The sequence below is a fragment of the Kitasatospora humi genome, from assembly GCF_020907985.1.
GTDB classification, from domain to species: Bacteria; Actinomycetota; Actinomycetes; order Streptomycetales; family Streptomycetaceae; genus Kitasatospora; species Kitasatospora humi.
In genome coordinates this window covers 20,754-40,665 of record NZ_JAJJPA010000046.1, presented here as the reverse complement: position 1 = coordinate 40,665, position 19,912 = coordinate 20,754, and the positions used below count along the sequence as shown (strand labels likewise).

The following is a 19,912-nucleotide window of genomic DNA, read 5'->3' as shown; positions in this document are numbered from 1 at the left end:
CCGACGGTGCAGCGCATCCGCCTGCGCTACACGAAGCGGGGCCGTCTGCGCTTCACCAGCCACCGTGACTTCCAGCGTGCGTTCGAGCGGGCGCTGCGCCGCTCGGCCGTGCCCATGGCGTATTCGGCAGGCTTCACCCCGCACCCCAAGGTCTCCTACGCGAACGCCGCGCCGACCGGGGTGGCCAGTGAGGCCGAGTACCTGGAGATCGGCCTTGCCGAGTTCCGGGACCCGGAACTGCTCAGGGCACAGCTGGACGAGTCGCTGCCGATCGGCCTGGACATCGTGGACGCGGTCGAGGTCCGCACTCCGAACTTCGTGGAGCGGCTGGAGGCCTCGCTCTGGGAGCTGCGGCTGCCGGAGGTCTCCGAGGAGGCGGCCGACCGGGCCGTCGGGCTGTTCCTCGGGGCGGAGAGCGTCGAGGTCGAACGGAAGACCAAGAATGGTGTGCGGGTCTTCGACGCGCGCGGTGCCGTGGCCGGGCTCGAACTGGTTCAGGCGCAGGTAGGCGTCGGTCCGGCGGGGGAAGTCGGCGTCACCTCCGATGTTCGTATCGGGCGACCCTGTGCGATACTGCGCCTGGTAGTACGACACGCCACACCCGCCGTACGACCAGACGACGTCTTGTCCGGTCTCCGTGCGACGGCCGACCTGGCGCTGCCGGTCCCCGCTGAGGTGACCAGGCTGGCGCAGGGGCCGCTCGACGAGGAGACCGGCACGGTGACCGACCCGCTGGCGCTCGACCGCGCTGCGGCCCCGGCCGTCCCATCGGAGGCGGCCGTCGAGCCGCAGGCCGCAGCGTCCGCCTAGCGGGCGGAGCCGGGGGCCGGACTAACCGACCGGCCCCGCGCGCTCCGGGCCCCCGCGGCTCCCCAGGGGAGCGAGCGTCGTCGCGCACTGGCCGCTCCTGCGGTGACCGCTCGACCCGCCACCGGGTCGGCGGGCTCCAGGAGAACCACGCCGCCCTCGGGTCGGCGGGGCCCGCCCCGGGAGCCACCCTGGGTTGTGGGGCCGCGCAGCTTGGGAAAACCTGAGAACGCTGGTCGGACCAGAAGACTTTCGACACCCCGCACCGTGCGGGGCGCCGAGCGAGACTACGAGCCCCTGTGCGGCTTCGCGTCCGCATGTCGGCGCCGTGGAGAGTCGGCCCGGGCGCCGAGCGCCCGCGGCCGGCCACCGGCGCCCGTGCCCGGATGCGGAGCCCGGGGGCCTGACGGGAGATCCACCCGCATGCCTGAGAACGAGAACACCGATGCGCAGACCCCGGCCGAACCGGTCGGAGATGCCGCTCCGCCGCGCCGGCGCCGCCGCGCGGTGTCCCGCCCGGCCGGCGCCCCGCAGGGCGCGGCCCCGGCCGCCGAGACCGTGATCCCGGTCGAGGCCGGAACCCCGGCGCCCGCCGCCGAGTCCGAGCCGGCCGAGCCGGCCGCCCCCGAGAAGCCGGTCCGGGCGCGCCGTACCCGCAAGCGTGCCGAGGCGCCCGCCGGTTCGCCGGCCGCCCCCGAGGCCGCCGCCGAGCCGACCCCCGCGGTCGTCGCCGAGCCGGCTCCCGAGGCCGCCGCCGAGGAGCCCGTGGCCGCCGAGAAGCCGGTCCGGGCCCGTCGTACCCGCAAGCGTGCCGAGGCGCCCCAGACCACCACCGCGCCGGTGGTGGAGGTCGTCGTCGAGGAGGAGCCCGAAGCCGAGGAGCCCGCCGTCGAGGAGACCGCGGCCGCCCCCGCTGCCGAGGCCGCCCCGCCGCAGCCTGCCGCCGAGCCCGAGCAGCCGGCCACCGAGCACCACCGCACCCGCCGCCGCGCCGTCCGCCCGGCCACCGCGGTCTTCCAGGCTCCGGTCTTCCAGGAGCCCGCTGCCCCCGCGGGGCCGAAGGCCGCTCCGCAGCAGCCCGCCGCCGAGCCGAAGGCCGCCCGCCAGGACGAGGACGAGTACGAGTACAGCGGCGTCGGCCGCCGTCGCCGGGTCCGCTCCGCGGTCCGGGTGACCCGTCCGGCTGCCGAGGCCCGCCCCCAGGCCGCCCCCCGCGAGGTGCCCCCGGCGGTCGAGGCCCCCGCCGCCGCCGAGGAGGCGCCCACCACCGGTCCCGAGCAGGAGGCCGGCTGGGAGGAGGACCGTCCGTCCTCGCGCCGCCGCCGCCGGGGTGGCCGTCGCCGCCGCCGTGGCGAGGCCGAGGAGACCGAGGCCGAGGCTCCGGTCGCCGAGGAGACCGCCGCCGAGTCGGCCGAGGCCGAGATCGAGGAGCCGGAGGACGAGGAGGGCGACGACCTGGCCGGTGGCCTGGCCTCGTCGCGTCGCCGTCGTCGCCGTCGCCGCCGCAGCGGTGAGGCCGCGGAGCCGGTGGAGACCACCGAGGACGGTGTCCGCACGGTCGTGAAGGTGCGCGAGCCGCGCCGCCGCTCCACCGAGCCGGCCTTCGACCCGGACGAGGTGCAGTCGATCAAGGGCTCCACCCGCCTGGAGGCCAAGAAGCAGCGCCGCCGCGAGGGCCGCGAGCTGGGCCGCCGCCGGGTGCCGATCATCACCGAGGCCGAGTTCCTGGCACGCCGGGAGTCGGTCGAGCGGGTGATGGTGGTCCGGCAGAACGGCCGGCGCACCCAGATCGGTGTGCTGGAGGACGGCGTGCTGGTCGAGCACTACGTCAACAAGGAGCAGGCCACCTCGTACGTCGGCAACGTCTACCTGGGCAAGGTCCAGAACGTGCTGCCGTCGATGGAGGCCGCCTTCGTCGACATCGGCAAGGGCCGCAACGCGGTGCTCTACGCCGGCGAGGTGAACTTCGGTCAGCTCGGGCACAGCGGTCCGCGCCGGATCGAGTCGGTGCTGAAGTCGGGCCAGTCCGTGCTGGTCCAGGTCTCCAAGGACCCGATCGGCCACAAGGGCGCCCGCCTGACCAGCCAGATCTCGCTGCCCGGCCGCTACCTGGTGTACGTGCCCGAGGGCTCGATGACCGGCATCAGCCGCAAGCTTCCGGAGAACGAGCGGGCCCGGCTGAAGCAGATCCTCAAGAAGATCGTGCCGGACGACGCCGGCGTGATCGTGCGCACCGCAGCCGAGGGCGCCAGCGAGGAGGAGCTCACCCGCGACGTGCAGCGGCTGCAGTCGCAGTGGGAGGAGATCCAGAAGAAGGCGGCCTCCGGCAACGCGCCGACCTTGCTGTACGGCGAGCCGGACATGACCGTCCGGGTGGTCCGCGACATCTTCAACGAGGACTTCACCAAGGTCATCGTCTCCGGCGCCGAGGCGTGGAACACCATCCACGACTACGTCGGCTCGGTGGCCCCGGACCTCACCGAGCGGCTGCAGCGCTGGACCAGCGACGTGGACGTGTTCGCCACCTACCGGATCGACGAGCAGCTGATGAAGGCACTGGACCGCAAGGTCTGGCTGCCCAGCGGCGGTTCGCTGGTGATCGACCGGACCGAGGCGATGGTCGTCATCGACGTCAACACCGGCAAGTTCGTCGGCCAGGGCGGCAACCTCGAGGAGACCGTCACCCGCAACAACATCGAGGCGGCCGAGGAGATCGTCCGTCAGCTGCGGCTGCGCGACCTCGGCGGCATCATCGTGATCGACTTCATCGACATGGTGCTGGAGTCCAACCGCGACCTGGTGCTGCGCCGGCTCCTGGAGTGCCTGGGTCGGGACCGGACCAAGCACCAGGTGGCCGAGGTCACCTCGCTGGGCCTGGTGCAGATGACCCGCAAGCGGGTCGGCCAGGGCCTGCTGGAGTCCTTCTCCGAGGCGTGCGTGCACTGCAACGGCCGCGGCGTGATCGTGCACATGGAGCAGCCGACCTCGGTCGGCGGCGGTGGCGGCGCGGTCGGCACCGCGGGCGAGACCGGCTCCGCCAAGCGCCGCCGGCGCGGCAAGGGCGGGGCCGGCCACGAGGAGGCCGCTGCCGTCGTCGAGCCGTCGGCGGAGGAGGCGTACGAGCACGAGCACGAGGAGCTGGAGGTCGTCGTCCGCGAGGAGGCTCCGCAGGAGCAGCCCGCGGCCGTGGCCGAGGCGCCCGTGGTCGAGGAGGCCGCCGCCGAGCGGCGGGAGCAGGCCGCGCAGGCCGCCGCCGAGCAGCCCAGCCTGGTCGAGATCCCGTCGACCCCGGCGCCGGCCGGCCGCACCCGCCGCCGCGCGGTGCGCAAGGCCACGGCACCGGCCGGTGCCCCGACCAGTGGCGAGATCGTGGTGCTGCAGTCGCGGGCCGAGGCCGTGGTGGAGGCCGCCCTGGCGGCCGCCGCCCCGGTGCTGACCGAGGAGCCGGCACCGGCCGCCGAGGCCGAGGCTCCGGCCGCCGAAGAGGCGCAGGCTGCCGAGGTTCCGGCCGAGGAGGCCGCTGCCGAGGAGGCTCCGGCCCCGAAGAAGCGCGCCGCCCGCAAGACCGCTGCCAAGAAGACGGCCGCCAAGAAGACCACCGCCGCCAAGAAGACGACGGCGGCGGCGAAGAAGACGACCGCCCGCAAGACCGCCACCAAGCGGACCGGCGCGGCGGCCAAGAAGGCGGCCGCCGCCGAAGGTGAGTCGGCGGCCGAGTGACGCCCGTGACCGGGGCGGGCCCGCTGCCCGCCCCGGCTGACGGACGGTCCGGCGCCCGGTTTGCCCCGGGGACGGCTGGTCCGTATTCTTGACCCTCGGCGTGTCTACGCCACGCTCCCGAGCACCTCACCTCCCGCCCTTCCGACGGAAGGCCGGGGGAGGCCCCTGTGTCCGTACCCAGGTGGCTGGCATCGGAGAGTTCCGAACCGAGTAGTGGAAAGCAGGTACCGCATGTACGCGATCGTTCGCGCCGGCGGCCGCCAGCACAAGGTCGCCGTGGGCGACGTGCTGGAGATCGACCGTGTTGACGTCAAGCCGGGTGACTCGGTGGAGCTCTCGACCATCCTGGTCGTCGACGGTGAGGCCGTCACCTCCGACCCGTGGGTCCTCGCCGGTGTGAAGGTCCACGCCGAGGTCGTCGACCACACCAAGGGCGAGAAGATCACGATCCTCCGCTACAAGAACAAGACCGGCTACCGTCGGCGCCAGGGTCACCGTCAGCGCCACACCGCCGTCCGCATCACGAGCATCGACTCCGCGAAGTAAGTAAGGGGATAGCGAGATGGCACACAAGAAGGGCGCAAGCTCTACCCGCAACGGTCGCGACTCGAACGCCCAGCGCCTCGGCGTCAAGCGCTTCGGCGGCCAGGTCGTCAGCGCCGGCGAGATCCTGGTCCGCCAGCGCGGCACCCACTTCCACCCGGGCGCGGGCGTCGGTCGCGGTGGCGACGACACCCTGTTCGCGCTGACCGCCGGTGCGGTCCAGTTCGGCAACCGCCGCGGCCGCAAGGTCGTCAACATCGTGGCCGTCGAGGCCTGATCCGGCACTTCCGCTGGATCCCATGCAGGGTGGATCGGGTTCCCCGGTCCACCCTGCGTGCGTTTCTCCCACAGCTCTGTTCGTCAACTGGAGGCACCGCTCATGACCACCTTCGTGGACCGCGTCGAACTGCACGTCGCCGCGGGTAACGGAGGCCACGGCTGCGCCTCCGTGCACCGGGAGAAGTTCAAGCCGCTCGGCGGGCCGGACGGCGGCAACGGCGGCGAGGGTGGCAGCGTCACCCTGGTGGTGGACACCCAGATCACCACCCTGCTGGACTACCACCACTCGCGCAGCCGCAAGGCCGGCAACGGCAAGCCGGGCGCGGGCGGCAACCGGGCCGGCGCCAACGGCGAGGACCTGGTGCTGCCGGTGCCGGACGGCACCGTGGTGCTGGACCGGAAGGGCAACGTGCTGGCCGACCTGGTCGGCCACGGCACCTCGTTCGTGGCCGCGGCCGGCGGCCGCGGCGGCCTGGGCAACGCGGCACTGGCCTCCGCCCGGCGCAAGGCCCCGGGCTTCGCGCTGCTCGGCGAGCCCGGCGAGGTCCGGGACATCGTCATGGAGCTGAAGTCGGTCGCCGACGTGGCCCTGGTGGGCTACCCCAGCGCCGGGAAGTCCTCGCTGATCTCGGTGATCTCGGCCGCCAAGCCCAAGATCGCCGACTACCCGTTCACCACCCTGATCCCCAACCTGGGCGTGGTCACCGCCGGCGACACCGTCTACACCGTCGCCGACGTGCCTGGCCTGATCCCGGGCGCCAGCCAGGGCAAGGGCCTGGGCCTGGAGTTCCTGCGCCACGTGGAGCGCTGCAGCGTCCTGGTGCACGTGCTGGACTGCGCCACCCTGGAGCCGGGCCGCGACCCGCTCTCCGACCTGGAGACCATCGAGGCCGAACTGGCCCAGTACGGCGGCCTGGACGACCGGCCGCGGCTGGTCGCGCTCAACAAGGTGGACGTGCCGGACGGCCAGGACATCGCCGACCTGACCCGGGCCTCCCTGGAGGAGCGCGGCTACCGGGTGTTCGAGGTCTCCGCCGCCTCCCGCAAGGGCCTGCGCGAGCTGAGCTTCGCGATGGCCGGGATCGTCGCCGAGGCGCGCGCCGCCAAGCCGGCGCAGGAGTCCACCCGGATCGTGCTGCGCCCGGCGGCGGTGGACGACGCGGGCTTCACCGTCACCGAGGAGGACGGCGCCTACCGGGTGCGCGGTGTCAAGCCGGAGCGCTGGGTGCGGCAGACCGACTTCAGCAACGACGAGGCGGTCGGCTACCTGGCCGACCGGCTGGCCCGCCTCGGTGTCGAGGAGGAGCTGTGGAAGGTCGGCGCCCACGAGGGTGACACGGTCATCATCGGTCCCGACGAGAACGCCGTGGTCTTCGACTGGGAGCCGACCATGGCCGCCGGCGCCGAGATGCTGGGCCGACGCGGCGAGGACCACCGCTTCGAGAGCCCGCGCCCGGCCGTGGACCGCCGCCGCGAGCGGCAGAAGGGCCGGGACGCCGCCGAGGCCGAGTACCTCGCCTTCGAGGCGCTCTCCTCCGGCCGTCCGGCCGAGCTCGACGACGACGAGGACTAGCCTCCTGGTCCGACGGGTCCCACCTCCTGAAAGGCTTGGGGCTCAGCTGGGGTTTTCGCGTAGATTGCCCGCGGACAGCGGAGCCGGAATCAGCAGCAGCGAGGTAGGGCGATGAGCGAGCAGGCACTGCGTCAGGACGTCCTGACGGCCCGTCGGATCGTGGTCAAGGTCGGCTCCTCATCGCTCACCACCGCGGCCGGCGGCCTGGACGCCGACCGGGTGGACGCGCTGGTGGACGCGCTGGCCCGGCGCCTCGGCGAGCCGGACGCCCCGGAGATCGTGCTGGTCTCCTCCGGGGCGATCGCGGCCGGCCTGGCGCCGCTCGGCCTGGACGGGCGCCCCAAGGACCTGGCCCGCCAGCAGGCCGCCGCCAGCGTCGGCCAGGGCCTGCTGGTGGCCCGCTACACCGCCTCGTTCGCCCGGTACGGCCGCCGGGTCGGCCAGGTGCTGCTGACCGCCGAGGACGCCAGCCGCCGCGCGCACTACCGCAACGCCTACCGCACCCTGGACCAGCTGCTGGCGATGGGCGCGGTGCCGGTCGTCAACGAGAACGACACGGTGGCCACCGCCGAGATCAAGTTCGGCGACAACGACCGGCTCGCCGCGCTGGTCGCCCACCTGGTCCGGGCCGACCTGCTGATCCTGCTGTCCGACGTGGACGGCCTCTACGACGGCGACCCCAGCCGGCCCGGCACCCGGCGGATCGCCGAGGTGCACGGCCCGCAGGACCTGGCGGACGTGCAGATCGGCAGCGCCGGCAAGGCCGGCGTCGGCACCGGCGGCATGGTGACCAAGGTGGAGGCGGCCCGGATCGCCACCGGCGCCGGCATCCCGGTGGTGCTCACCGCCGCCCGGCACGCCGCCGACGCGCTGGCCGGCCGCCCCACCGGCACCCTGTTCACCCGCACCGGCTCGCGCAGCGCCGACCGGCTGCTCTGGCTGGCCCACGCCAGCACCCCGCGCGGCGCGCTGCACCTGGACGAGGGCGCGGTGCGGGCCGTGGTGGAGGGCGGCAAGTCGCTGCTGCCGGCCGGGGTGACCAAGGTGGACGGAGACTTCGCCGCCGGTGATCCGGTGGACCTTCTTGCCGAAAACGGCCACATCGTGGCCCGTGGCCTGGTCAACTTTGATGCGAGGGAACTGCCGCGCCTGCTCGGACGGTCGACCCGGGACCTCGCTCGGGAGTTGGGCGCCGCCTACGAGCGCGAGGTCATCCACCGGGACGACCTGGTGGTGCTGCGCGGCTGACGGTCCGTCGGCTGACGGCCCGTCCGGGCCGGCGCCGGTCCGGTTCCGGACCAGTGTCGAACAGGAGGCCGCGGTGAGACTCAGGCGCGACCAGGCGCGTGCGAAGGTGCCGGGCGGCATCGTCCGGCAGCTGCACCCGCACCTCGAGGTGCCGGACCAACCGGAGGCCGGGCGGCTGTGGCACGTGGTGCTGAGTCTGGCCGGAGCGGTGACCCCGCTGGCCGAGCTGAAGGCCGGGCTGGAACGGTTGGCACACGACCACTCGTTCTTCCTGACCGCCCGCTACGCCGCCGACCACGCGGAGATCCGCTACTGGGAGGAGGCCCGCGACCTGCACGACGCGGCCGCCATCGCGCTGCGCCTGTGGGGCGAGCACCGGACCAGTGCCAGACTCCCGGCCTGGGAGATCGTCGGCCTGGAGGTGATCGACCGGGCCACCTACCACCAGCGGATCGCCGAGGGCTTCAGTGACCCCACCCCGAAGCTCGGCGGGGTGCACCCGTACTGACCCGGCCGTCTCAACGCGTGGAAGGGTTTCCGGGCGGCCGCGCGGCAGTCGTTAGGCTTCGGGCATGAGCATCGACAGCCCCGTCCTCGCCGCCGCGCGCCGCGCCCGGACCGCCGCGGCCGCACTCGCCCCGCTGCCGCGTTCGGCCAAGGACGCCGCGCTGCTGGCGATCGCCGACGCGCTGGTGGCGCGCGGCGCGGAGATCACCGCCGCCAACGCCGAGGACGTCGCCCGGGCCCGGCAGGCCGGCACCGCCGAGTCGGTGGTCGACCGGCTCACCCTGACCGCGGAGCGGATCGCCGCGATCGCCGCGGACGTGCGCAAGGTCGCCGGACTGCCCGACCCGGTCGGTGAGGTGGTGCGCGGCTACACCCTGCCGAACGGGCTGGACGTGCGCCAGGTCCGGGTGCCGTTGGGCGTGGTCGGCATCGTCTACGAGGCCCGGCCCAATGTCACCGTGGACGCCGCCGCGCTCTGCCTGAAGTCGGGCAACGCGGTGCTGCTGCGCGGCTCGGCCTCCGCCTACCGCTCCAACACCGCCCTGGTCGCGGTGGTCCGCGAGGCCGTCGAGGCGGCCGGACTGCCGGCCGACGCCGTGCAGCTGGTGCCGGGGGAGAGCCGGGACTCGGTGACCGAGCTGATGCGGGCCCGCGGCCTGGTGGACGTGCTGATCCCGCGCGGCGGCGCCTCGCTGATCAGGACGGTCGTGGAGGGCTCCACGGTGCCGGTGATCGAGACCGGCACCGGCAACTGCCACGTGTACGTGGACGCCCAGACCGACCTGGCGATGGCGGTCGGCATCCTGCTCAACTCCAAGGCGCAGCGGGTCAGCGTCTGCAACGCCGCCGAGACCCTGCTGGTGCACCAGGACGTGGCCGAGGAGTTCCTGCCGCTGGCGCTGGCCGCGCTGGCGGCGGCCGGGGTGACGGTGCACGGCGACGAGGCGGTGCTCAAACTGGCCGCCGGCTCGCCCGCCACCGTGGTCCCGGCCACCGACGAGGACTGGGGTGCCGAGTACCTCTCGCTGGACCTGGCCGCCGCCGTGGTGCCCTCGCTGGAGGCGGCGGTGGAGCACATCCGGCAGTGGTCCTCCGGGCACACCGAGGCGATCGTCACCACCTCGCAGGCGGCCGCCCGCCGCTTCACCCAGCTGGTGGACTCGACCACCGTCGCGGTCAACGCCTCCACCCGCTTCACCGACGGGAGTGAGTTCGGCTTCGGCGCGGAGATCGGCATCTCCACCCAGAAGCTGCACGCCCGGGGGCCGATGGGGCTGCCGGAGCTGACCTCGACCAAGTACATCGTCACTGGTGACGGACACGTCCGCGGTGAGGCCCGGCAGACCGCCGGCGGCTGAGCAGCGGTTCTTGACGAAGCCCAAGTGCCGGGAGCCACAGACAAATCACGCGCCCGGTAATACGCTGAGTCCGTGGCTGAGGACTTGGGGGGCTCGCCGTACTCCGACGGCGCTGACCACGGTGACGCGGACGACGAGTTCGCCACCGTGGTCCTTGACGAGGCTTTCATCCGTTCCGCCGCCGTGCACGAGCCCAGCGCCAGAGAGCGGCAGCTGGCCGCCGCCGAGGCCCGCAACGAGGAGCCCGCGGGCGCCGGCTGGGCCCGCGAACCGGCCGGTGAGCACTACGACGGCCTGCCGCTGGAACTGCGCCCGCACCCCGGCAGCGAGGAAGACCGGATCTACACCGATCCCTGGGTCGGCTCCGGCCTGGACCTGGGCCGCCGCCGGGCCGTCCGGTGGCCCGGCGGCGGAGCGCGCTCGGCCGCCCGCGGGCAGGTCGCCCAGCAGCGCTGGCACCGCCCGCTGGCCTGGGTGCTGGTGATCGTCATGGGGGTCAGCCTGGTGGCGGTCGCGGTGGCCGCCGTGTACCGCGGCTCCGGCAACTCCCCGGGGCGCCGGCCGCTGATCGGCACCAGCGGCCCGGCCACTCCGGCACCGACCGCGGCCCGGGCCGACCCGGTCGGCTCGGCCGCTCCGCAGCCCGCGGGGTGACCGGGCGGATCGACCGCGAAAGGTGGTGCCGGGACCTCGTTCCGGGCCCGCCGCGCGCTCTACCCTGGATCCATGGGTGACCCGGGTGAGCCTCCGGAGGGTGTGCCCGAGGGCGGTTCCGGAAGCGATGACGAATACCGATCCGTCGTCTTCGACGAGTCGTTCGTCCGCGCTGCCCGGATCACCGAGCTGTCCGCCGTGGAGCGCCTCGGCGGCGCCCCGCGCGGGATCCGGCACAAGGGGGGCTTCGGGCTGCTCGGCTCGCTGCCCCGGCAGGCGCTGATCCTGCTGCTGCTCGTCGTGGTGGCGTTCGGCACGGCCGTGTACTTCGGGTTCACCGGCCCGCGGCCCGAGCCGCTCGGCACCGGCGGCAGCCAGCTCACCAGCGAGTTGACCGTGCTCACCCCGGCCTCCGGCGGCGTGCCGACCGTCGACCCGAGCAGCCCGTTCGCCAACCTCGCGGCCGCGGCGGGCTACGCGGACGGCAGCGCGGGCTTCGGCCTGCCTGCCGCCCGCACCAGCACCGCGCACTTCACCCAGGCCCAGGTGAACGCCGCGGTGGACACCGTGCGCCGCTACCTGGTGGCCTCCGAGCTCTCCCCGGCGGTGCTGGCCCAGGGCGAGACGGCGCCGGTGCGGTCCCTGGTGACGCAGGGCGAGCAGAACCAGTTCGACCAGAGCACCACGGCCCCCGGCGACGACCAGCACCACACGGTGACCGGCTGGATGGTCCGGTTCGACCCGATGAAGGTGGCGCTGGCCAGCGACACGGTCAAGGTGGCCGGCGCGGTGACGGTGCGTGAACTGAGCGCCTCCACCCTGGAACTGACCGCCGACCACACCCTGGTCTACGCGCTCCGCCCGGCCGGAGTGACGGTGAACGGCCCGGTCACGCTCTACAGCATCCGCCGCGAGGTCCGGTTCGACCTGGACCGCGCCGACCTGGCGGTCGGCCGACTGCGGGTGGTCGACACCGTCCAGCAGGCCGGCCCGAGCGCCTGCGACGCCGTGCAGTCCGAGTACTTCCAGCCACTGGCCCCCGGCGGCACCGGCCCGCTCACCACCCATCCCGGCACGGTCGACCCGGCCGACCGCTCCCACCCCGCCTGGCAGGGTTGCGCGGTCATGGGCGGCCCGCTGGGTTGACGGGCCGGCTCAGCCGGTGCGCGGCACCAGCCGGTAGCCGATGCCGCGCACCGTCTCGATCAGGCACCGCGCTCCCGCCCGGTCCAGCTTGCGGCGCAGCGCGGCGATGTACACCTCGACGATGTTGACGTCGCCCCGGAAGGCCGAGTCCCAGACCGCGTCCAGGATCTCGGTCTTGGGCACCGCCTGGTCGGGCTGCCGGGCCAGGCACTCCAGCACCCCGAACTCCTTGACGGTGAGCCGCAACTGGGCCCCTGCCACGGTGCAGCGCCGGGCTGCCGGGTCGATCCGCAGGTCGGCCACGGCCAGCACGCCGGGCCGCACGGTCGCGCCGCGCCGCAGCAGGGCGCGCAGCCGGGCGGTGAGCACCACGTGGGAGAACGGCTTGCTGAGGAAGTCGTCGGCGCCGCAGTCCAGCGCCTCGGCCTCGTCGTACTCGCCGTTCTTGGCGGTGAGCATCAGGATCGGCACCGGATTGCGGTCCAGACGCAGTTCCTGGCAGACCCGGAAGCCGTTCAGGCCGGGCAGCATCAGGTCCAGCACCACGACCGCGTACTGCCCCGAGCGGGCCCGTTCCAGACCGCTCGGGCCGTCCCCGGCCACATCCACCGCGTATCCCTCGGCCCGCAGCCCCTGACCCAGGGACTGGGCGAGCCGCTCTTCATCCTCGACCAGTAGCAGGCGCACCCGATCAGAATAGGCCGCTTTCCGGCCACGGAAAGCCCGGTGCCCGATGTGCCGGAATTCTCCGGTCTGAAGAATTCCTCAGCTTCGTTCAGGAATTGTTCAGTAGCGTTTTCCTAACGTCACCCGGGTGAATCCACGATTCGGCTGCGCCGACTACCGGCCATTCCCGATCCATTGGCTGGTGGCCGTACCGGTCGCGCTGTTCCAGCTGGCCCTTGCGGTGCCCCGGCAGTGGCGGATGGAGACCACCGGCTTCGATCTGGGGATCTTCGAGCAGGGGGTGCGCGGCTACGCGGGCCTGCGCCCGCCGACGGCCACCCTCAAGGGAACCGGCTTCGACCTCCTGGGTGACCACTTCAGCCCGCTGCTGGCGGTGCTGGCGCCGGTCTACCGGCTGTGGCCGAGCGCCGTCACGCTGCTGGTGGCGCAGGCGCTGCTGCTGGCACTCTCCACCGTGCCGATCAGCGCCCTGGCGGCGGAACTGCTGGGACGCCGCCGGGGCGTGGCGATCGGACTGGCGTACGGCTTCTCGTGGGGGCTGTGGCGGGCGGACGCCTTCGACGTGCACGAGGTGGCGCTGGCCGTGCCGCTGGCGGCCTGGTCGGTGGTCGCGCTGGCCCGCGGCCGCTGGTGGGCCGCGGTCTGCTGGGGGCTGCCGCTGCTGCTGGTCAAGGAGGACCAGGGGCTGCTGCTCGCCGGGATCGGCGGCTACGTCTGGCTGGCCGGCCGCCGCCGGGCGCTGGGGCTCGCCGCGGTGCTGGTGGCGGTGCTGGGCACGGTGCTGGCCGTGCTGCTGATCGTGCCCGCGGTCAACCCGGGTGGGCACTACACCTACGGCGCCGGCGCCGCGTGGCACGGCGGCGACCCGGTCGCCCGGCTGGTCCGGCCGGTCGTGAAGTGGCGCACGGTGGCCGCGCTGCTGGCACCCACCCTGCTGCTGGCGCTGCGCTCGCCGATCGCGCTGCTGCTGGTGCTGCCGCTGGCGGCCCGCTTCTGGAGCCTCGACCCGGCCTACTGGACCACCGGGCAGCACTACAACGCGGTGCTGATGCCGGTGCTCTTCACCGCGCTGCTGGACGGGCTGCGCCGGATCCGCCGCCGTGCGGTGCGGCCGGTGGTGCTCGCCGCTGCGCCACCGCGCGAGCCGGCCGGTGCGGGCGGTCTCCGGCTGGAGGTGAGGCGGTCGGCGGTGGCACGGGCCACCGAGCCGCGGTTGCTGCGCTGGATACCGGGTGCGGTGCTGGTCGTCGCGCTGTCGGCCGCCCCGGTGCCGGACCTGTCGGGGCCGTCCGCCCAGGTGGTGGCGGCCCGCCGGGTGCTGGCGGTGATCCCGGACGGCGCCCGGGTGGCGGCCGCGAATGCGCTGGCCCCGCAGCTGACCGGCCGCTGCACGGTCTCGCTCTTTCCGTACCTGACCCATCCGGGTCAGGCCGGGCCGCGCGACCGGCCGGTGGCGGACTGGGTGGCGGCACTGGACCAGCCGGATGACTTCCCGGTGCCCAGGAGCGAGCAACTCGCCGTCGAGCAGGGGCTGGCGGCGGCAGGCTACCGGCCGGTGGCGGCGGGCGGGGGCGTCACGGTCTGGCGATGGGCAGCGTGACGACCAGGCGGGCACCGGGCAGGTCGGCGGGTTCCTCGGCGGTGGCGGTACCGCCCAGCGCACGGGCGATGGTGCGGACCAGGGCGAGGCCCAGACCGGCCCCACCGGTGCCGCGGTTGCGGTCGGTGTCCAGCCGGACGAAGCGGTCGAAGACCCGGTCGCGGTCGGCGGGCGGGATGCCGGGGCCGTCGTCGGTGATGGTGAGCACGGCGTGCCGCTCGTCCTGGACCAGGGTGGCGGCGACCCGGGTGCGGGCGTGCCGCACGGCGTTGTCGAGCAGGTTGCGGACGGCGCGGGCCAGCAGCAGTTCGCTGCCGGCGACGACGGCCGGAGCGAGCTCGGCCGTGAAGGCCAGGTGCGGGTCGGTGTGTCCGCGCTCGGCGAGCTGCTCGGCGACCAGGTCGTGCAGGTCGACGGTGGTCCGGGGACCGTCCGGAGCGCCCTCGATGCGGGCCGTGAGCAGCAGGTCGTCGGCGAGGTCCTGGAGGCGCTCGGTGTCGGTGAGGGCGCCGGCCGCCACGGCGGGCCAGTCGGCCGTCCCGGGGTGGCGGACGGCCACCTCCAGGGTGCTGCGCAGGGCGGCGAGCGGGCTGCGCAGTTCGTGGGAGGCGTCGGCGACCAGGCGGCGCTGCTCGTCGAGGGCGTGCTCCAGGCGGTCCAGGGTGGCGTTGGTGGTCACGGCGAGCCGCGCGATGCCGTCCCGGGCCGGTGGTACCGGGACCCGCTCGTGGAAGGCTCCGTCCCGGATCGCGGCCATGCGGCGGCGGATCGACTCCACGGGGCGCAGCGCCAGGCCGGTGACCAGCCAGGCCATCAGGGCGACGAAGGCGGTGGCGGCGGGCGTCAGGTACCAGCCGAGCAGCTGGGTGACCTGGGCGGAGGCGGCGTCGGCGTCGACCGGTGAGGCGAGTACGTACACGGTGGCCCGCTGCGGTGCCAGACCCTGGCGGCCGGTCAGCTCCGCCAGTGACCGCGTGGTGCCCTGGTCGGTCACCCGCTTGAGCAGGGTGACGGACCGTCCATGCAGGTCGGGGCCGCTCTCGTAGCCCTGCCGGTGGTGCAGCGACGGCGGCAGCGTGACGGTCACGAACTGCTCGGTGCCCAGGCCGACGTCCTGCGGGTACGGCAGCAGCGCGGAGAAGGCCTGCGGCGACTCGGCAGCGTAGTCCCCCAGCTGCCAGTCCGAGGCGGCGAGCGTGCCGTCCTGCAAGAACAGCAGGTAGCAGTACGGATCGGCGCTGTGCCGGAGCTGGCCGTCCTTGACCGCGTCGTTGAGGTTGACCGCCTGCTGCTGGGCCTTCGCCCGGGCCGCCGCCAGCCACGGGTCCCGGACGGCGCGGCTCACGCAGAGAGTCGCCAGTGAGAAGGCCAGCGCCGAGGCGAGGGCCGCGCCGATCGCGGCGCGGGTGCGGACGGACAGTCGGCTCCAGGAAAGCATGGGGGCAGCATACGGAGAATTTCCGGTGGCGCCTCCGGGTAAAGAGGAAAAGCCGGTTCTGTCCGTCCTGAATTTTCTTTCAGGACGGACAGAACCGGCTTCGCGGTGTTATTCCGCCTCGGGATTCTGCCCGTTGCCCCTGGCACCCGTGAAGGTGTCCTTCAACTTGCTGCCCACCGAGCCCGCGCCGTCGGCGAGGTCGCGGATCAGGGTGAAGAGCGGGTCCTTGCTGTCCTTGAGGGACTTGCCGTAGGAGTCGGCCGCGGCCTTCCACTGGTCGCTGACCTTGGCCTGCGGGTCGTCCGCGCGGCGCGGGTAGGCGCCGGCCATGATCGAGCGGTACTCGTCGCTGTCCGACCACTGCTTCAGCTTGGCCACCCGGACCACCGCGAACGGGTGGGACTGCGGCAGCACCTGGAGCAGCTTGAGCACGCCGTCGCGCAGGTCGCCGGCCTTCTCGTACTCCTCGGCCTGCTCCAGGAAGGCGTCCACGTTCATCTCGCCGAGGTTGTGGCCGCCGGCCAGCTTCATCAGACCGCGCATCGAGGCCTGCGGATCCTGGCCGACCAGCAGGCCGGCCCGGTCGCAGGAGAGTTCGGCCTTGCGGAACCACTCCTTGAGCGCGGTCACCAGCGCCATGATCGCCAGGTTGCCGAGCGGGATCCAGCCGATCCGGGTGGCCAGGTTGGTGAGGATCAGCAGCATGGTCCGGTAGACCGCGTGGCCGGACATCGCGTGCCCGACCTCGTGGCCTATCACGGCCCGCAGCTCCTCCTCGTCCAGCAGCTCCACCAGACCGGTGGTCACCACGATCACCGGGGTGTCCATCCCGATGCACATCGCGTTGACCTTGGGGTCCTGGGTCACGTACAGGTCGGGGACCTGCTCAAGGTCGAGCACGTAGGCCGCGTCCCGGACCATGTTGTACAGCTCGGGGTACTGCCGCTCCGAGGTCTTCACCGCGGTGGCCAGGAACATCAGCCGCACGCTGCGCTCGGAGACCAGGCCGGCCAGCTTCTTCAGCACATCGTCGAACCCGGTGAGCTTGCGCAGGGCGACCAGTGCGGACCGGTCGGCCGGGTGCTCCCAGGCCCGGGTGGAGATGCCGGCGAACCGTTGGCGCCGGCGCCCCGGCACGTTGTCGGCCGGCCCCGCGGTGCGGGTGGAATCGGTCATGACTGCTGTGTCCCTCTCGACTCGACTGTGACAACTCTCAACGTCCGACCGTCCGCACTCGTCCCCGATGGGGGTGGCGCGGGCCGTCGGGCGTAAAGCGGCCTAAGCTGGCTGACTGAGTCACCACCGTCTCCGAGGAGCCCGCCGATGTCCCCCGCCGTTCTGGCCACCCTGGCCGCGCCGATCTCCAGCGGGCCCGGCCCGGGCCTCTTCCTGCGCCTGATCGTCATCGGCTCGATCGTCGGCGTGCTGGCGCTGGTCTGGATCCTGGCCCGAGCCAACAGCAACAACTGACAGCTCACCTCCAGTCAGACGCGGGGAGCCGCCGCGCGGTTGCGCGAGGGCGCCCCGTACGATGAGCGCGCGGGCCGCCCCGGTTGCCGGGACCCGCGTCCTGGCCCCCACCTGAGTCGAGAAGGCCCTGCCGATCATGACCTCCAGCGCCCTGCCCGCCCTGACCGCCCTGGCCGAGGGCAGCAACCACGACAGCCTGAACCCGCTGCTGACCGGTGGCAGTGCGCTCTTCATCCTGCTGCTGCTGCTCTTCATCACCACCCGGTTCAACCGGGACCGCTGAGCCGCGACCCGCTCGGGAGCACGCCGGGACCCGGGGTGCCCCCGAGCGGTCAGCTGTTCGATCAGCACGTCGCGTAAGGTGTGGCGGCATGACGGGAGAGAGCACGCCGAAGCGGCGCAGGCGGCTCGGGGTGATGGGCGGCACTTTCGACCCGATCCACCACGGCCACCTGGTCGCTGCCAGTGAGGTAGCCAGCGCCCTCCACCTGGACGAGGTGATCTTCGTCCCGACCGGGCAGCCCTGGCAGAAGACCGGGCGGCGAACGGTGTCCGCCGCCGAGGACCGCTACCTGATGACGGTGATCGCCACCGCCGAGAACCCGCAGTTCTCGGTGAGCCGGATCGACATCGACCGCGGCGGTCCGACCTACACCCTCGACACGCTGCGTGAGCTCAAGGAGCTGCACCCGGACGCCGACCTGTTCTTCATCACCGGCGCGGACGCGCTCGCCCAGATCCTCTCCTGGCGGGACGCCGAGGAACTCTTCGCACTGGCCCACTTCATCGGCTGCACCCGCCCGGGCCACGCCCTCACCGACCCGGGCCTGCCGGCCGGCGGCGTTTCGCTGGTCGAGGTGCCCGCCCTGGCGATCTCCTCCACCGACTGCCGGATGCGGGTGGCCAAGGGCCAGCCGGTCTGGTATCTCGTCCCGGACGGGGTGGTGCGCTACATCGACAAGCGCGCGCTCTACCTGGACGCCGGCTGAGCCGGCCGACCGGCTGATCAGGACACCACGGAAGAGCTTGAGGTACGGCGTGACCGGAACGGCAGACCCCACTGGGCCCGAGAACGGCGACTGGAACACGGGGGCTTACCCGCACGCCTACCAGCAGCAGCCCTACGGGGATCAGTACGAGCAGCCGTACCCGGGTTACCAGGAGCAACTGCCGTACCAGGAGCACCAGGGGTACGGGCAGCAGTACGAGCAGCAGCCGTACCAGGGTTACCAGGAGCAGCAGCCGTACCAGCAGCAGCCCTACGGGTACCAGGAGCAGCAGCAGTACGGGCAGCAGTACGAGCAGCAGCCGTACCAGGGCTACCCGGAGCAGCAGCCCTACCAGCCGCAGTACGAGCAGCCCTACCAGCAGCAGCCCTACTACCCGGTCCAGCCCGCGGCCCCGCAGGCGCCGGTGGTCGCGGCGCCCGTCGTCCCGGCGCAGCAGGCTCCCGCCGCCCCCCAGCAGGCCCCCGCCACCCCCCAGCAGGCGCCCGCCGCCCGGCCCGCGCCACCGGCGCCGCCGCGTCCGCGCGCCGCGCCCGAGGAGCCGGCCGGCGAGCCCTCCGAGAAGGTCGGTGGCCGGCGCTCCGTGCCCAAGCCGCGCAGCGACCAGGACCCTTACCCCACCGACGAGTTCACCTTCGTCGACGAGGAGTCGGAGCAGTCCGAGGACGTCATCGACTGGTTGAAGTTCGCCGAGTCGCGCACCGAGCGCCGTGACGAGCGCCGCCGCCGGCTGCGCAACCGGCTGATCGCCGGCGCGGTGGCCCTGCTGCTGGCGGGCGGCGGCACGGTCGGCTACCTCTGGGCCACCGGCGCCCTGGGCGGCGACTCCTCGGCGGCCGCGGCCACCGGCGGACGCAACGTGGACGTCGTCCACCTGCGCGACCTCAACGGCAAGGTGACCAGTGCCCTGCTGGTCAACGACACCGGCGGCCACAAGGCGTCGGTGCTCCTGCTGCCGGACTCCCTGAAGCTGCCGTCGGCCGACGACTCCGCCATGGTGCCGGTGGGCACGGCCTTCACCTCGATGGGCCCGGCCGCCACCCGGGACGCGCTGGGCACCATGCTCGGCGCCCCGGTGGCCGGCACCTGGCGGCTGGACACCCCGTACCTGCGGCTGCTGGTCTCCCAGATCGGCGGGATCAAGGTGGACACCGACGCCCAGATCACCGGTCCGGACGGCAAGGTCCTGGTGGAGAAGGGCAGCGGGCGCATGCTGCTGGGCGACGCGGCCGTGGCCTACGCCACCTACCAGGCGCCCGGCGAGAGCCCGGAGGCCCAGCTGCACCGGTTCGGCCAGGTGCTGGCGGCACTGATCACCGCCATGCCCAGCACGCTCGCCGACGCCACCGACGACGTGCACCGGATGGGTTCCGTGCCGGATCCCTCGCTGCCCGAGCAGGCGCTGGCCGGCCTGCTGGCACAGCTCAGCGGGCAGGCGGCCGCCGGGCACCTGCAGACCACCGAGCTGCCGGTCGCCGCGGACGGCACGGTGGACCAGGCCAAGGCCGCCCCGCTGGTCAAGGACGTGCTCGGCAGCACCCTGCACAGCGCGGCCGCCACCAGCGGCCCGGCCCGGGTCAGTGTGGTCGACGCCACCGGCAGCGGCAGCGACAGCACCGCCCAGGCCGCCCAGGCCCAGGTGATCAACGCCGGTCTGACCTTCGTGCCGGGTGGCGGCAAGGCTGCGGCCCAGCCGACCACCGTGATCCGTTACACCGACGACTCCCGGGCCCAGGCCGCCAAGTCGCTGGCCACCAGCCTGGGCCTGCCCGACAGCGCGGCGCAGAAGACCACCGACCCGCAGACCGCCGACCTGGTGGTGGTGCTGGGCAAGGACTACCAGGCGCCGAAGGGGCAGTAACGGGCGGTGGCGGG

At 73.4% G+C, this 19,912-nt stretch carries 18 protein-coding genes; 15 read left to right on the top strand and 3 right to left on the bottom strand.

Translation table 11 applies throughout. The features are described from left to right. Positions 1-6 precede the first annotated feature (6 nt). The 10 genes from LN042_RS29770 (at position 7) to LN042_RS29725 (ending at position 11,835) form a co-directional block, all read left to right on the top strand. Positions 7-810: a TIGR03936 family radical SAM-associated protein gene (locus LN042_RS29770; RefSeq protein ID WP_230054509.1), complete on the top strand. Its 804-nt coding sequence runs from the start codon at positions 7-9 to the stop codon at positions 808-810. A gap of 420 nt (positions 811-1,230) precedes the next feature. After that, a complete protein-coding gene (locus tag LN042_RS29765; protein WP_230054508.1) occupies positions 1,231-4,527 on the top strand; it encodes an Rne/Rng family ribonuclease in 3,297 nt (1,098 codons plus the stop codon). Between the two features lie 231 nt (positions 4,528-4,758). After that, positions 4,759-5,073 carry a 50S ribosomal protein L21 gene (gene rplU, locus LN042_RS29760; RefSeq protein WP_035849223.1) on the top strand — a complete coding sequence of 105 codons (315 nt, stop codon included), beginning with the start codon at positions 4,759-4,761 and terminating at the stop codon, positions 5,071-5,073. Positions 5,074-5,089: 16 nt separating this feature from the next. After that, positions 5,090-5,347 carry a 50S ribosomal protein L27 gene (gene rpmA, locus LN042_RS29755; protein WP_030058248.1) on the top strand — a complete coding sequence of 86 codons (258 nt, stop codon included), beginning with the start codon at positions 5,090-5,092 and terminating at the stop codon, positions 5,345-5,347. A gap of 102 nt (positions 5,348-5,449) precedes the next feature. Further along, positions 5,450-6,922: a GTPase ObgE gene (gene obgE / locus LN042_RS29750; protein ID WP_230054507.1), complete on the top strand. Its 1,473-nt coding sequence runs from the start codon at positions 5,450-5,452 to the stop codon at positions 6,920-6,922. 111 nt (positions 6,923-7,033) lie between these two features. Further along, on the top strand, positions 7,034-8,170 hold the full coding sequence (gene proB, locus LN042_RS29745; protein WP_230054506.1) for a glutamate 5-kinase: 1,137 nt from the start codon (positions 7,034-7,036) through the stop codon (positions 8,168-8,170). A gap of 106 nt (positions 8,171-8,276) precedes the next feature. Continuing rightward, complete coding sequence (locus LN042_RS29740) at positions 8,277-8,678, top strand: DUF8830 family protein (protein ID WP_372495844.1); 402 nt, start codon at positions 8,277-8,279, stop codon at positions 8,676-8,678. 64 nt (positions 8,679-8,742) lie between these two features. Continuing rightward, positions 8,743-10,035, top strand: coding sequence for a glutamate-5-semialdehyde dehydrogenase (locus tag LN042_RS29735; protein ID WP_230054505.1), 1,293 nt, complete (start codon positions 8,743-8,745; stop codon positions 10,033-10,035). Between the two features lie 72 nt (positions 10,036-10,107). Then, a complete protein-coding gene (locus tag LN042_RS29730) occupies positions 10,108-10,689 on the top strand; it encodes an SCO2584 family spore wall biosynthesis protein (RefSeq protein ID WP_230054504.1) in 582 nt (193 codons plus the stop codon). Positions 10,690-10,761: 72 nt separating this feature from the next. Then, positions 10,762-11,835 carry an SCO2583 family membrane protein gene (locus tag LN042_RS29725; protein WP_230054503.1) on the top strand — a complete coding sequence of 358 codons (1,074 nt, stop codon included), beginning with the start codon at positions 10,762-10,764 and terminating at the stop codon, positions 11,833-11,835. A gap of 9 nt (positions 11,836-11,844) precedes the next feature. Here the strand turns inward: LN042_RS29725 and LN042_RS29720 are convergent, their stop codons facing one another. After that, positions 11,845-12,522, bottom strand: coding sequence for a response regulator transcription factor (locus LN042_RS29720; RefSeq protein WP_230054502.1), 678 nt, complete (start codon positions 12,520-12,522; stop codon positions 11,845-11,847). 127 nt (positions 12,523-12,649) lie between these two features. Between LN042_RS29720 and LN042_RS29715 the strand changes: the two genes are divergently transcribed. Next, the gene (locus LN042_RS29715; protein ID WP_230054501.1) at positions 12,650-14,122 is read left to right on the top strand and encodes a DUF2079 domain-containing protein; all 1,473 of its coding nucleotides are present in this window, start codon (positions 12,650-12,652) and stop codon (positions 14,120-14,122) included. On the opposite strand, the gene LN042_RS29710 is transcribed toward LN042_RS29715, so the two are convergent. Further along, positions 14,097-15,560: a sensor histidine kinase gene (locus tag LN042_RS29710; protein ID WP_230054500.1), complete on the bottom strand. Its 1,464-nt coding sequence runs from the start codon at positions 15,558-15,560 to the stop codon at positions 14,097-14,099. The two genes, LN042_RS29715 and LN042_RS29710, sit on opposite strands and share 26 nt — an antisense overlap. 108 nt (positions 15,561-15,668) lie before the next feature. Then, positions 15,669-16,736: a M48 family metallopeptidase gene (locus LN042_RS29705; protein ID WP_230054499.1), complete on the bottom strand. Its 1,068-nt coding sequence runs from the start codon at positions 16,734-16,736 to the stop codon at positions 15,669-15,671. A gap of 147 nt (positions 16,737-16,883) precedes the next feature. Here LN042_RS29705 and LN042_RS29700 point away from each other — a divergent pair, with 147 nt between their 5' ends. From LN042_RS29700 to LN042_RS37850, 4 genes are all read left to right on the top strand, one after another. Next, positions 16,884-17,030 (top strand): hypothetical protein, encoded by a 147-nt coding sequence (locus LN042_RS29700; RefSeq protein WP_230054498.1) that lies wholly within the window; start codon positions 16,884-16,886, stop codon positions 17,028-17,030. A 136-nt stretch (positions 17,031-17,166) separates the two neighbouring features. Continuing rightward, entirely contained in the window at positions 17,167-17,313 is a 147-nt protein-coding gene (locus LN042_RS29695) for a hypothetical protein (RefSeq protein ID WP_230054497.1), read from the top strand. An 88-nt stretch (positions 17,314-17,401) separates the two neighbouring features. After that, a complete protein-coding gene (gene nadD, locus LN042_RS29690; RefSeq protein ID WP_230054496.1) occupies positions 17,402-18,019 on the top strand; it encodes a nicotinate-nucleotide adenylyltransferase in 618 nt (205 codons plus the stop codon). A gap of 49 nt (positions 18,020-18,068) precedes the next feature. Further along, the gene (locus tag LN042_RS37850) at positions 18,069-19,898 is read left to right on the top strand and encodes an LCP family protein (protein ID WP_230054495.1); all 1,830 of its coding nucleotides are present in this window, start codon (positions 18,069-18,071) and stop codon (positions 19,896-19,898) included. Positions 19,899-19,912: the final 14 nt, after the last annotated feature.